Source organism: Massilia sp. UBA6681 (assembly GCF_002454935.1).
Classification (GTDB): domain Bacteria; phylum Pseudomonadota; class Gammaproteobacteria; order Burkholderiales; family Burkholderiaceae_D; genus Telluria; species Telluria varians.
Genome location: NZ_DKJX01000027.1, coordinates 76457 through 89316 on the forward strand (window position 1 = coordinate 76457; position 12860 = coordinate 89316).

General features: G+C 68.7%; 9 protein-coding genes. 8 read left to right on the plus strand and 1 reads right to left on the minus strand.

Going from position 1 to position 12860, the window contains the following annotated elements; translation table 11 throughout:
- Nucleotides 1-16 precede the first annotated feature (16 nt).
- Genes B2R83_RS03395 through B2R83_RS03410 form a run of 4 tightly spaced genes read left to right on the plus strand, consistent with a single transcriptional unit; the run spans nt 17 to nt 8468 of the window.
- Nucleotides 17-406, plus strand: a complete 390-nt coding sequence (locus B2R83_RS03395; RefSeq protein WP_292038279.1) for a response regulator transcription factor — start codon at nt 17-19, stop codon at nt 404-406.
- Nucleotides 403-939 carry a chemotaxis protein CheW gene (locus tag B2R83_RS03400; RefSeq protein WP_036215291.1) on the plus strand — a complete coding sequence of 179 codons (537 nt, stop codon included), beginning with the start codon at nt 403-405 and terminating at the stop codon, nt 937-939. Before B2R83_RS03395 ends, B2R83_RS03400 begins: the two co-directional genes overlap by 4 nt.
- A gap of 56 nt (nt 940-995) precedes the next feature.
- Nucleotides 996-3242 (plus strand): methyl-accepting chemotaxis protein, encoded by a 2247-nt coding sequence (locus B2R83_RS03405; protein ID WP_292038280.1) that lies wholly within the window; start codon nt 996-998, stop codon nt 3240-3242.
- A 27-nt stretch (nt 3243-3269) separates the two neighbouring features.
- A complete protein-coding gene (locus B2R83_RS03410) occupies nt 3270-8468 on the plus strand; it encodes an Hpt domain-containing protein (protein ID WP_292038281.1) in 5199 nt (1732 codons plus the stop codon).
- Between the two features lie 139 nt (nt 8469-8607).
- Here B2R83_RS03410 and B2R83_RS03415 read toward each other — a convergent pair whose 3' ends face one another.
- Nucleotides 8608-10062: a cryptochrome/photolyase family protein gene (locus B2R83_RS03415; RefSeq protein WP_292038343.1), complete on the minus strand. Its 1455-nt coding sequence runs from the start codon at nt 10060-10062 to the stop codon at nt 8608-8610.
- A 287-nt stretch (nt 10063-10349) separates the two neighbouring features.
- On the opposite strand from B2R83_RS03415, the gene B2R83_RS03420 reads away from it, so the two are divergent.
- The 4 genes from B2R83_RS03420 to B2R83_RS03435 are packed head-to-tail and all read left to right on the plus strand — an operon-like array spanning nt 10350 to nt 12850.
- Nucleotides 10350-10964, plus strand: a complete 615-nt coding sequence (locus B2R83_RS03420) for a YqgE/AlgH family protein (RefSeq protein WP_156923782.1) — start codon at nt 10350-10352, stop codon at nt 10962-10964.
- 18 nt (nt 10965-10982) lie between these two features.
- The gene (gene ruvX / locus B2R83_RS03425) at nt 10983-11375 is read left to right on the plus strand and encodes a Holliday junction resolvase RuvX (protein WP_036214949.1); all 393 of its coding nucleotides are present in this window, start codon (nt 10983-10985) and stop codon (nt 11373-11375) included.
- The gene (gene pyrR, locus B2R83_RS03430; RefSeq protein ID WP_027866653.1) at nt 11362-11892 is read left to right on the plus strand and encodes a bifunctional pyr operon transcriptional regulator/uracil phosphoribosyltransferase PyrR; all 531 of its coding nucleotides are present in this window, start codon (nt 11362-11364) and stop codon (nt 11890-11892) included. The genes ruvX and pyrR overlap by 14 nt, the downstream gene beginning before the upstream one ends.
- Nucleotides 11873-12850 carry an aspartate carbamoyltransferase catalytic subunit gene (locus tag B2R83_RS03435; RefSeq protein ID WP_292038282.1) on the plus strand — a complete coding sequence of 326 codons (978 nt, stop codon included), beginning with the start codon at nt 11873-11875 and terminating at the stop codon, nt 12848-12850. The genes pyrR and B2R83_RS03435 overlap by 20 nt, the downstream gene beginning before the upstream one ends.
- Nucleotides 12851-12860 lie beyond the last annotated feature (10 nt).

Here is a 12860-nt window from a genome sequence, read left to right on the forward strand (position 1 = left end):
GACCCCGGAGCCCAAGGTGGCCATTCAACACATCCTGATCGTCGACGATTCCCCGACCGAACGCTTCTACCTGACCGACATCCTGGCGCGCGCCGGCTATGCCGTGAGCACCGCCGTCAACGGCGAAGAGGCGATCGACAAGATCCGCGCCGAGCGCCCGCAGCTGATCCTGATGGACGTGGTCATGCCCGGCGCGAACGGCTTCCAGGTGACGCGCTCGATCGCGCGCGACCCCGAGCTCAGCAAGATCCCGGTCATCATCTGCAGCAGCAAGAACCAGGAAACCGACCGCATCTGGGGCATGCGTCAGGGCGCCAAGGACTACCTGATCAAGCCGGTCGACCCGGCGCTGCTGCTGGCCAGCATCGCCTCGCTCGACGCCGGGCCGGCGGCCGCCGCAGCATGAGCGGGGGCGAGGCCAGGCTCGACCCTGCGGCACGCCGCACCCGCCTGCGCGAATACCAGGAGCAGCTCCTCGAACGCATGCAGGCGGCCAAGGGCGGCGGCGGCGCGCCGATCCAGCAGCTCGGCATGCAGGTGGGCGGCACCCGCTACCTGCTCGACCTGCTGGAAGCCGGTGAAATCGTGTCGCCGGTGCCGCTGGCGCGCGTGCCCCTGACCCAGCCCTGGTACCTGGGCCTGGCCAACGTGCGCGGCACCCTGGTCGGCGTCATCGACCTGGCGCGCTACCTCGGCGAGGAAGGACAGCCGGCCTCGGGGCCGTCCGCCCGTCTCGTCACCTTCGCCCCCACGCTCGGCTTCAACTGCGCGCTGCTGGCCGACCGCGTGTACGGCCTGCGCCAGGCGGCCGGCATGCAACGCGAGGGTGAGGTCCTGCGCGACGCCGACGACCAGCTGTGGACGCCGCTCTCGCTGGCGGCCCTGGTGCGGGAAGAGCGCTTCCTGCACGTGGCGCAGCAGCCGGACGGACGCAGCTAACCAATACAACAAAAGCAGGACCAGGAGCCGGTATGGGATTCGCCTCGAAACTCAGCATGAACGTATTCTCGAAGGACAGCGCGGACGACGATACCGTGCTGGCCTCGCCCGACACCCAGTTCGGCCCCGGCGTGCTGGCGCCGCCTTCCCATGACGGCGCCGCGCATGGCTCGGCCGACGCCGCCGCGCGCCGCCTCGGCAGCACCCGCCCGCGCAAATCCCAGCCGGGCGCGGGTGAATCCGCCGGCGACGGCGACGAGCTGCGCCTGCCGCTGATCGGCCACCTGTCGCTGTCGCGCCAGCTGCGCCTGGTGCTGGCCGCCTTCGTGGCCGGTATCCTGCTGACCGTGCTGTCGATGTGGCAGAACGCCGCGCGCACCGACGTGGTCTCGAACCAGGGCCAGATCGCCTCCGACGCCCTGATGCATGCCCAGCGCGTGGCCAAGGCCGCACCGAACGCCCTGCGCGGCGAGATGGGCGCCTTCAACGAACTCGACGACAGCCGCGCCGAAGTCGGCCGCCTGCTGCAACTGCTGGCGCGCGGCGGCCAGGCCGACGGCAAGGCCATTCCCGCGTCCTCCGGCGAGCTGCAATCGCTGCTTGCCAAGGCGCGCTCGGCCTGGGTCGCCTCGAACGCGGCCGCCACCACCATCGTCGGCAACAAGCGCCACCTGGTCGGCTTCGGCGCCAGCGTCGACAAGTTCGAGCCGCTCGCCAAGGAGCTGCAATCGATCGCCGACAAGCAGCCCGGCAACGCCGCCCTTGGCCGCCTGGCCGCGCTGGCCGAGCGCCTGTCGGTGTCGACCCATGCCTTCCTGGCGCCGGGCGCGGCCCACCGCGAGGCCGCCCGCGCCATCGTGCGCGACGGCGCCGAACTGGGCGCGCTGCTCGACAGCCTGGCCGACGGCAACGGCGCCGGCATCGATCCCGTCCTGCGCGAGCGCGTCGTCGATGCGCGCACCGCCTACAAGGGCTGGCAGGAAGGCCTGGCGCCGCTCTCCACCAACGGGCACAAGTTCAACGCCTCCCACGCCGCCGAGCAGGTCATCGCGCGCGACAACGAGGGCCTGCGCTCGACCCTGGCCCGGGCGCAGCTCCTGTACCGCAGCGCGCTGGACACCAGGAGCGGCTGGTTCTGGCTGCTGGTCGGCGCCTCGATCTTCACCCTGGCCATGGGCGGCAGCATCAGCCGCGTGATGCTGCTGGACTCGCGCAACCGCGCGCGCGGCGCCGAAGCGCGCCGCCGCGAGGCCGAGGCGATGCGCCAGCTGGCCCAGGCCAAGGAAGAGGAAGCCAAGGCCACCAACGACCAGAACCAGGCGGCGATCCTGCGCCTGATGAACGAACTGCAGGAAGTGGCGGACGGCGACCTGACCGTGCACGCCACCGTCTCGGAAGACATCACCGGCGCGATCGCCGACTCGGTCAACTACACGGTCGAGGAACTGCGCGAGCTGGTGCTGCGCGTCATCAGGACCGCCGAGCAGGTGACGCGCGCCGCCGGCGGCGCCCAGGCGGTGTCGACCGAGCTGCTGGGCGCGGCCGACGCCCAGTCGCACGAGATCCAGGAAGCATCGAGCACGGTGCTGCGCATGGCCACCGAGATTTCCGAGGTGTCGCGTTCGGCCACCGAATCGGCCGACGTGGCGCGCCAGTCGGTGGCGGCGGCGGAGCAGGGCGCGCGCGCCGTGCAGAACGCGATCCTGGGCATGAACGAGATCCGCGAGCAGATCCAGGAAACCTCGAAGCGCATCAAGCGCCTGGGCGAATCCTCGCAGGAGATCGGCGAGATCACCGACCTGATCTCGGACATCACCGAACAGACCAACGTGCTGGCGCTGAACGCGGCGATCCAGGCCGCGTCGGCGGGCGAGGCCGGGCGCGGCTTCTCGGTGGTGGCGGAAGAGGTGCAGCGCCTGGCGGAGCGCTCGGCCGAGGCGGCCAAGGGCATCGGCGCGCTGGTGCGCACCATCCAGGCCGACACCCACGACGCCGTGGCGGCAATGGAACAGTCGACCCAGGGCGTGGTCGAGGGCGCGCGCCTGTCCGATGCGGCCGGTGCGGCGCTGATCGACATCTCGCGCGTGTCGAACCGCCTGGCGGAGCTGATCCAGGAGATTTCCGGCGCTGCTGAACGGCAGGCGACGTCCGCCAACGGTGTGGCCCATAATATGCAGCATATCCTCTCGGTGACCGAGCAGACCCAGGGCGGCACGCGCCAGACGGCGCAGTCGATCCGCGAACTGGCGCTGCTGGCCCAGGAACTGAAGGATTCCGTGTCGCGCTTCCGCGTGGCGGCATAACCAGCATCATCACCTGTAACCGAGCCCATGACGAACCCATCTTCCCAACGCATGCCAGCCTTCGATACCGGTCCCCTGTCCTGGGTGATCGGCGAGATCAGGGATGCATTGGGGCGCTCGGGCACGGCCCTGCGCGATGCGGCCGGGCGCAGCCTGGAAGCGCAGCCGACCCTGCTGCTGCACGCGAAGACCCACCTGCACCAGGCCGACGGCGCCCTGCAGCTGGTGGACGTGGAAGGCGCCGCGGTGCTGGGCGGCGCGGCCGAACAGCTGATCGACGCCTTCAAGGATGGGCGGGTCGCGTGCACGCTTGACGCGGTCAAGACCGTGCAGGACGCCTACCAGGCCCTGGTCGAATACCTCGACGAGCTGCTGGCCGGCAGCCGGCAGCAGCCGGCGCGCCTGTTCCCCTATTACCGCGACCTGCAGGAGCAGCTGGGCGTGGAACGCATCCACCCGTCCGACCTGCTGCCGGCCGACCTCGGCAAGGGTGTCGAACTGGATACGCCCCCATCCGGCGACAAACCGGACGTCGCGGCCTGCCGCGCGCGTTTCGAAAAAGCGCTGCTGCCCTACCTGAAGAGCGGGGACGCACAGCACGCGGCCGGCATGCGCGATGCGCTGGCGCCCATCGCGGCCAGCCAGGAAGAGCCGCGCGCGCGCCTGTTCTGGCAGGCGCTGCACGCCTTTGCCGGCGTGGTGGCCGACGGCCAGATCGATAGCGACCTGTATGTGAAGCAGCTGCTCGGCCAGGTCAACCTGCAGCTGCGCCGCCTGTCGCAGGGGCAGGGCGGCACGCCGGACGCGATGCTGCGCGACGCGCTGTTCTTCGTCGCGGCAGCCGCCCAGCCGAACCCGGACGCCCAGCGCCTGCGCCAGGCCTGCGGCCTGGACGGCCTGGTGCCGCACGACTACGCCGCGCGCCATTACGGGCGCATCGACCAGGCCACCTTGCAGGAGGCGCGCGAGGCGCTGGCCCGCACCAAGTCGGACTGGGACCGCATCGCCACCGAGGGCGACCTCGAGGTCGAGGAAGATTTCAACGAGCAGCTCTCGCGCCTGGCCGGCGCCAGCGAAAAGCTGGGCGCCCCCGCCCTGGCCCAGCTGATGCGCGAACTCGGCCGCGCCGCGACGGACGCCATGCAGGCCGGCCGCAGCGACGAGGTCAAGCTCGAGATGGCCACCGCCATGCTGTTCGTCGAGAACGGCCTGGACCAGCTGCGCCAGCTGCCCGAGGATTTTGCCGAGAATGCCGAAGCGGTCGGCGCGCGACTGCTGGCGCTGGCCGCCGGCGAGACCCCGCCGGATGCGCCGCAGTGGCAGGGAGAACTGGCGCGCCAGATCCAGCAGGGCCAGACCGTGGCGGTGCTGGCCGGCGAGATCAAGGCCGGCCTGCGCCAGGTCGAGAAGCTGCTCGACGATTACTACGACAACCCGGCCAGGCGCGAGGTGCTGGCCCAGGCCGAGCCGGTGCTGCACCAGCTGCAGGGCGCCCTGGCCATCCTCGACCAGGAACAGGCCGTGCAGGCCGTGCGCCACGTCGCCGGCGAGGTACGGACCCTGGAGGCCAGCGCCGGCGAGGTAAGCACGCAGTCCGCCGTGCTGCACAACATCGCGCAGAACATCGGCGCGCTCGGCTTCTTCACCGACCTGCTGGCGCAGGACAGCGAGGCGGCCAGGGGGCGCTTCACCTTCGACCTCGAAAAACGCCTGCTGCGCGAGCTGCCCTTCGAATTCGTCGAGGCGGCGCCGGAGCCGGTCCCGGCCCAGGAAGCCGCGACGCAGGAAGCACGGCAGCAGGAAGCGACCATCGAGTCGGAACTGCTCGAGATCTTCATCCTGGAGGCCCAGGAAGTGCTGGGCTTCGTGCTGGAAGCGCTGCCCCAGGCCGAGAGCAATCCGGGCAGCCAGGAGACCTTGACCCTGCTGCGCCGGGGCTTCCACACGCTCAAGGGCAGCAGCCGCATGGTGAGCCTGGACAGCTTTGCCGAAGGCGCCGCCGCGGTCGAGCGCGTCATGAACCTGTGGCTGGCCGAGGCGCGCAGCGCCACCCCCGAGCTCCTGGGCCTGCTGCGCCAGGCGCATGCGGAACTGTCCGCCTGGGTGGCCGAACTGGCCGCCGGCGGCGCAGCGCAGCGCGACAGCGCGGCGCTGGTTGCGGCCGCGGCGCGGGTGCTGGAGGGCGGTGCGCCTGAGGAGATCCCGGTGCCGGTGCTCGAGGATATCCTCGAGCCCGAACCCGAGCCCCTGGCGGACACCAAACGCATCGGCGGCCTGGAGATCCCGCTCGGCCTGTACACGATCTACCTCGACGAGGCCGAGACCCTGGTGGAGCTGCTGGCGCAGGACTTCGAGGACTGGCGCGCGGAACCGGAACGGCGCGCTTCGCCGGAGGCCCTGAAGGCGGCGCACACCCTGGCCGGCACCTCGTCCACGGTCGGCTACACCGCGCTGCGCGACGTCGCCCATGCGCTCGAGCTGGTGCTGGAAAAGCTGGCGGCGCCGGGCCCGGCGCTCGACGACGACGGCCGTGAACTGCTGGAGTCGACCCTGTCGCGCGTGCGCACGATGCTGCAGGTGTTCGCCCTCGGCGAACTGCCCCCGGCCCAGCCGGAGCTGATCGCCCAGCTCGACACGCTGCTGGCGCGCCTGGCCAGCCAGCAGGCGGCAAGCGTGTATGGCGAAGTCGATCCGGAGCTGGCCGTAACGCTCGACGCCTTGTTCGCCTCCGCCTACGGCGAGATCCTGGCCGCGCCGCCTCCGCTCGAGCAGCTAGCTGCGCCGCGCGAAGAACAGAAGCAGGAGCGCGTGGCCGACGAGATCGACGACCTGTTCGACAGCTTCCTCGACGACCCGTTTGCCGCCCCGGCCCTCGACCAGGCCGCGCCGGCGCAGCCGGCGCCGGCTTTTGTCGCGGTCACGCCGGACGAGGCGGTGCTCGATGCGGCGCCGGAAAGCGTGGCGGCGGTGCTGGACATGGTCCCGGAGCCGGTGCCGGAACCCGCGCCGGCGCCGGCGCCTGCCGCGGCCGACAGCGTGCTGGCCACCAGCCCGGCCTTCACCGACGAACTCGACCCGGACCTGCTGCCGGTGTTCCTGGAAGAGGGCGCCGACCTGTTCCCGCAGATCGGCAACGGCCTGCGCCAGTGGCAGCAGAACCCGCAGGACCATGCCATCGCCCAGGGCTTGCTGCGCGCGCTGCACACGGTGAAGGGCAGCGCCCGCATGGCCGGCGCGATGCGCCTCGGCCAGCACACCCACGAGCTGGAAACCCAGATCGAGAACATGGTGCACGCCGGCACCACCACGCCGGCGGCGTTCGACGAGCTGCTGGCGAACTATGACGGGGCCCTGCTGCTGTTCGAACAGCTGCAGCAGCCCGCAGCAATGGCGGCGCCTGCAGCCGTACCGGCGCCCGCCGAGCAGCCGGGCAGCCGCGCGCCGCTGGTGCGGGTGCGCGCCGACATCCTCGACCGCGTCGTCAACCAGGCCGGCGAGGTGTCGATCTCGCGTTCGCGCCTGGAAAACCAGGTCGGCGTGCTCAAGGGCGCCTTGTCCGACTTCTCGGACAACCTCGACCGCCTGCGCCGCCAGATGCGCGAGATCGAGATGCAGGCCGAGTCGCAGATCGCGTCCACCCTGTCGATCGCCGGCGAGGAGAAGTTCGACCCGCTCGAGTTCGACCGCTTCACGCGCCTGCAGGAACTGACGCGCATGATGGCCGAGAGCGTGAACGACGTCGAAGCCTTCCACGACAGCCTGTCGCGCACGGTGGACAGCGCCGCCGAAGACCTGGCGGCGCAATCGCGCATGACGCGCGACCTGCAGCGCGACCTGATGCGGGTGCGCATGGTGCCGTTTGCGAACCTGGCCGAGCGCCTGTTCCGGATCGCGCGCCAGACCGCGAAGGAACTCGAGAAACGCGTCAACCTCGACATCCGCGGCGGCTCGGTGGAAATCGACCGCAGCGTGCTGGAACAGATGGCGGCGCCCTTCGAGCACCTGCTGCGCAATGCAATCGTGCACGGCATCGAGGCGCGCGCCGCACGCGCGGAGGCCGGCAAGCCCGAAACCGGCGAGGTGCTGGTGCAGGTGAGCCAGCACGGCAACGAAGTGGCGATCGTCTTCAGCGACGACGGCGCCGGGCTCGACCTGGAGCGCATCCGCGCCAAGGCGCGCGACCTGGGCCTGCTGGGGCCGGGCCAGGTCGTGAACGACCAGGAAGCGGCCGAACTGATTTTCGAGCCGGGCTTCTCAACCGCCGACACGCTCACCGAGCTGGCCGGACGCGGCGTCGGCATGGACGTGGTGCGCTCCGAGGCGCAGGCGCTGGGCGGCCGCGTGCTGGTCTCGACCGAGCCAGGCAAGGGCACGCGCTTCGCCATCCACCTGCCCCTGACGCTGGCGGTGGCCCAGGTGGTGCTGGTCGCGAGCGGCGGGCGCACCCATGCCTTGCCGGCGACCCTGGTCGAGCAGGTGCTACAGGTGCGCGATGCCGAACTGGGCGCGGCGCAGGCTGCCGGCGCGATCGCCGTGGCCGGCCAGCCGCACGCCCTGCACACGCTCGCCGTGCTGCTGGGCGAAGGCAAGGGCGGCGCGCTGCAGCGCCTGAACCCGGTGCTGGTCGTGCACGGCGCCGGCGGGCGCATCGCGCTGCGCGTGGACGAGGTGCTGGGCAACCGCGAAGTGGTGGTCAAGAACATCGGCCCGCAGCTCTCGAAGCTGCCGGGTATCGCCGGCGCCACGGTGCTGGGCACGGGCGAGATCGTGCTGATCCTCGATCCGGTGGCGCTGGCCCAGCGTCCTGCGGCGCAGGCAGCGGACATCGTCGAGGAGGCGCAGCCGGAACGGAAAGCCGCCATCATGGTGGTGGACGACTCGATCACCGTGCGCCGCGTGACCCAGCGCCTGCTCGAGCGCGAAGGCTACCGGGTGATGCTGGCCAAGGACGGCGTCGACGCCCTCGAGCAGATCGAGGCGTCGCGGCCGGATTTGATGCTGGTGGATATCGAGATGCCGCGCATGGATGGCTTCGACCTGACGCGCGAGCTGCGCAGCAGGGAGGCGACCAGGGGGATTCCGATCATCATGATCACCTCGCGGACGGCGGACAAGCACCGCAATGTGGCGCTGGGGCTGGGCGTGAATGCCTACTTCGGGAAGCCGTATCAGGAAGAGGTGCTGGTGGCGGCGATTGAGAGTTTGCTGGACAAAGTGAAGAGCTAAGGGCTGCGGCACGAACTTGGGTCCCGGCCTTCGCCGGGACGACGTTGTTTGAGTGTACGGTCGAGTAGTGCTAACAACGTTTGTTCCACTAGCTGAAGAGCCGTCGTTCCGGCGAAGGCCGGAACCCAATTTTGCGTGATCAACCCGCAGCCTTCTTCACCACCGCAAACCTTTCCAGCGTCCGCTTCCTCGCCACGTCATGGTCGACGACCGGCAAGGGATAATCCCGCCCCAGCACGACGCCGCGCTCCGCCAGCACCGCCGCATCGACCAGCCACGGCGCATGAATCTCCTTCGCGCCTAAACGTTCGAGCGCCGGCACCCACTCCCGAATGAACTCCCCGTGCGCATCGAAACGCTGCGACTGCGCCACCGGATTGAAGATCCGGAACCACGGCTGCGCGTCGCAGCCGGTCGACGCCGCCCACTGCCAGCCGCCGTTGTTCGAGGCCAGTTCGTAGTCGTTCAGCTTGAGCGCGAAATAGCGTTCCCCGCGCCGCCAGTCGATCCCGAGGTCCTTGGTGAGGAAGCTCGCCGTCACCATGCGCAGCCGGTTGTGCATGAAGCCCGTGCGGTTCAGCTGCGCCATCGCCGCGTCCACCAGCGGATAGCCGGTGCGTCCTTCGCACCAGGCCGCGAACAGCGCATCGGCCTCCTCTCCGGTTTCCCAGGCCAGCGCATCGAAGGCCGGCTTGAACGAGCGGGTGACGAGCTGCGGGTTGCGCGCCAGGATCATCGAGTAAAAATCGCGCCAGATGAGTTCCGACAGCCATACCGAGGCGCCGGCGCCGCCTGCGCCGTTCTCGATCATCTGGCGCGCCGTGCGCACCAGGTGGCGGATCGAGGTGGTGCCGAAGCGCAGGTGGGTGGACAGGCGCGAGGTGCCGTCCTCCGAGGGGAAATCGCGCGCCCGGCCGTAATCGGCGATGTGCGCGATGAAGCGTTCGAACAGTTCCTCGGCGCCCTCCATGCCGGCCGGCAGCGGCGGCTCGCCCGCTTCGAAGCCGATCTCGGCCAGCGAGGGCAGGGGCGGCGTGTCGGCCGGCGCGGGCGCGAAGGCCTGCGCATACGGGTCGACCGGATACGCGGCCAGCGCCTCGGGCATGCCGGCCAGGCGCTTGAGCCAGGCGTTTTTGTAGGGAGTGAACACCGAGAACGGTCCCTTGGCCAAGGTCAGCACCTCGTCCTGTTCGAAGACGACCTGGTCCTTGAAGCTCAGAAATTTCCTACCATCGGCTGCCAAGCGGGCTTTCATCCGTGCGTCGCGATCCACCGCGTCGGGTTCATAATCGGCACATACGAACACCGCGTCGACACCCAATTCGGTGGCGAGCGCCGGGACCACTTCAAGAGGGCGGCCCTGCCGCACAATCAAATAAGCGCCGAGCCGACGCAGCTCGGCCTCGAGGCTGGCCAGGCTGGCGTGGATGAACCGCACACGGCGGTCATCGCGCGGCAGCGGGTCGAGAATGTCGCTGTCATACACGAAAACGCAATACACACAATTAGACGAGGTCAAGGCCTGGTGAAGGGCTGCATGGTCGAATGCCCGCAAGTCACGCCGGAACCAGACCAGGGAGTTGCTCATATTCATCATCGTGTGCAGGGTCAAGGTGGCGGCCGATTTTACTGGGTAGGATTCGTCCTAACAGAACTGCGTTTGCAGCTGGGCGGGACAGATCCGGGTCGGTCTGGCGGGCTTCCAGGGTATGCATCGAGGGTCTATCGGGGCGCTTCCATCGGCCCAGGGGCGATTCGGTGTAAACTATCGAAAAGCGTAACGTTGTTTTGTGGACACTTCGCGGTCAAACCTGAGTGGGCCCATGTGAGAGTAAGCGTATGAAAAAAAGTAAAGTTGGCAGCACTCACCCGATGCCCGGCATGCCACCGGAACAGAGTGAAACGCTCGGTAAGATCAGCCCGGCTTCTTCAGGGCTGAACCTCGCCAACCATTTCTTGATCGCGATGCCCTCGATCCAGGATCCGATCTTCGGCGGCACCGTCGTCTATGTCTGCGAGCACAACGAGAAGGGCGTGCTTGGCGTGGTCATCAACAAGCCGACCGACATGACGATGGAAGTGCTGTTCGACCGCGTCGACCTGAAGCTCGCTCCGGGCTTGCGCTCCTCGGTGGTGGACCAGCCCATCATGTTCGGCGGCCCGGTGCAGGACGACCGCGGCTTCGTGCTGCATTCGCCGGGCGGACGCTTTTCGTCCTCGCTCTCCGTCACCGACGACGTCGCCTTCACCACCTCGATCGACGTGCTGGAAGCCGTCGCCAGCGGCTCCGGCCCGGCCCGCATGCTGGTCTCGATCGGCTATGCCGGCTGGAGCCCGGGACAGCTCGAAGAAGAACTCTCGCGCAACGGCTGGCTCACCGTGGGCGCCGACGCCAAGGTCCTGTTCGACCTGCCGATCGAGGAACGCTATACCGCCGCCATCAAACTGCTGGGAATCGATCCTTTAATGCTAGCGACTGAAGCCGGCCATGCATAAGGGGGGCTTCGAACCCTGATGGTTGACATCGTTTTTGGATTTGACTTCGGTGTCAAACGCATCGGCATTGCCATGGGTAACACCCTCACGGGGCAAGCCCAACCGTTGACCGTCATCAAGGCGGTCGACAACGCCACCCGTTTCCAGGTCATCGGCGAGCTCATCAACGAATGGAAGCCGGCCCGCCTCGTGGTCGGCGAGCCGCGCCATCCCGACGGCGCCGAGCATGACATGACCCTGCGCAGCCGGCGCTTCGCCAACCAGCTCCACGGCCGCTTCAACCTGCCTGTCGAACTCGTCGACGAGCGCTATTCGTCCGCCGTGATTCCGCAACGGCGCGGCGAGATCATCGACGCCAAGGCGGCCGCCATCATTTTGCAACAATACTTTGACGCTCATGCCAACATCTAATCAAGACTACGATGCGGAAGCGCTGTACCGCGAGCTGCTGGGCCAGGTCCGCGCCGGCCTGGACGGCGTGCCCGATGCCGCCATCGTCGGCATCCACTCGGGCGGCGCCTGGCTGGCCGAACGCCTCGCGCGCGACCTCGACCTGACCGGCCGCTTCGGCACCATCGACGTCTCGTTCTACCGCGACGACTACGCCAAGAAGGGCCTGCACCCAGATGTGAAGCCGACCCACATCCGCTTCCCGGTCGACGGCGCGACGGTGGTGCTGGTGGACGACGTGCTGCAGACCGGCCGCACCGTGCGCGCCGCGATCAACGTGCTGTTCGACTACGGTCGCCCGGCCTGCATCCGCCTGGCGGCCCTGGCCGACCGCGGCGGGCGCGAGCTGCCGGTGGCGCCCGACTACGTCGGCACCCGCGCCGAGCTGGCGCCGCAGCAGTCGCTGTGCCTGCAGCGCGACGACGCCGGCCAACTTTCGCTGACCATTGAAGAAGACAATGTCCAAGATCTTTCTTAACCCGCAACTGAACAAGAACGGGGAGCTGCAGCACCTGCTCACCATCGAAGGACTGCCCAAGTCGGTCATCAACCACATCCTCGACACCGCCTCGAGCTTCGTGGGCATTTCCGACCGCGAGGTCAAGAAGGTGCCGCTGATGCGCGGCAAGAGCGTGTTCAACCTGTTCTTCGAAAACAGCACCCGCACCCGCACCACCTTCGAGATCGCCGCCAAGCGCCTGTCGGCCGACGTCATCAACCTGAACATCCAGGCCTCGTCGGCCAGCAAGGGCGAGTCGCTGCTCGACACCATCGACAACCTGTCGGCCATGCACGCCGACATGTTCGTGGTGCGCCACGCGCAGTCCGGCGCGCCCTACCTGATCGCCAAGCACCTGGTCGAGACCGGGCAGTCGCACGTGCACGTCGTGAACGCCGGCGACGGCCGCCACGCGCACCCGACCCAGGGCCTGCTCGACATGTACACGATCCGCCACTACAAGAAGGACTTCACCAACCTGCGGGTGGCGATCGTCGGCGACATCCTGCACAGCCGCGTGGCGCGCTCGGACATCCATGCGCTGACCACCCTGGGCGTGCCGGAAGTGCGCGCCATCGGCCCGCATACGCTGCTGCCGGGCGGCCTGGCCGAAATGGGCGTGCGTACCTTCACGAACATGGACGAGGGCCTGAAGGACGTCGACGTCATCATCATGCTGCGCCTGCAGAACGAACGCATGAGCGGCGCGCTGCTGCCTTCGGCGCAGGAGTACTTCAAGAGCTACGGCCTGACCCCGGAGCGCCTGGCGCTGGCCAAGCCGGATGCGATCGTGATGCACCCGGGCCCGATGAACCGCGGCGTCGAGATCGACTCGGCGGTGGCCGACGGCAACCAGGCGGTGATCCTGCCGCAGGTGACCTTCGGCATTGCGGTACGCATGGCGGTGATGAGCATTTTGGCGGGAGGCAGGGCGTGAAATTCGCACG

Coding starts and splice junctions, on each gene's coding strand:
- B2R83_RS03400 (WP_036215291.1), top strand. CDS start 403: ATGAGCGGGGGCGAGGCCAGGCTCGACCCTGCGGCACGCCGCACCCGC.
- B2R83_RS03405 (WP_292038280.1), top strand. CDS start 996: ATGAACGTATTCTCGAAGGACAGCGCGGACGACGATACCGTGCTGGCC.
- B2R83_RS03410 (WP_292038281.1), top strand. CDS start 3,270: ATGACGAACCCATCTTCCCAACGCATGCCAGCCTTCGATACCGGTCCC.
- B2R83_RS03415 (WP_292038343.1), bottom strand. CDS start 10,062: ATGAATATGAGCAACTCCCTGGTCTGGTTCCGGCGTGACTTGCGGGCA.
- B2R83_RS03420 (WP_156923782.1), top strand. CDS start 10,350: ATGCCACCGGAACAGAGTGAAACGCTCGGTAAGATCAGCCCGGCTTCT.
- ruvX (WP_036214949.1), top strand. CDS start 10,983: ATGGTTGACATCGTTTTTGGATTTGACTTCGGTGTCAAACGCATCGGC.
- pyrR (WP_027866653.1), top strand. CDS start 11,362: ATGCCAACATCTAATCAAGACTACGATGCGGAAGCGCTGTACCGCGAG.
- B2R83_RS03435 (WP_292038282.1), top strand. CDS start 11,873: ATGTCCAAGATCTTTCTTAACCCGCAACTGAACAAGAACGGGGAGCTG.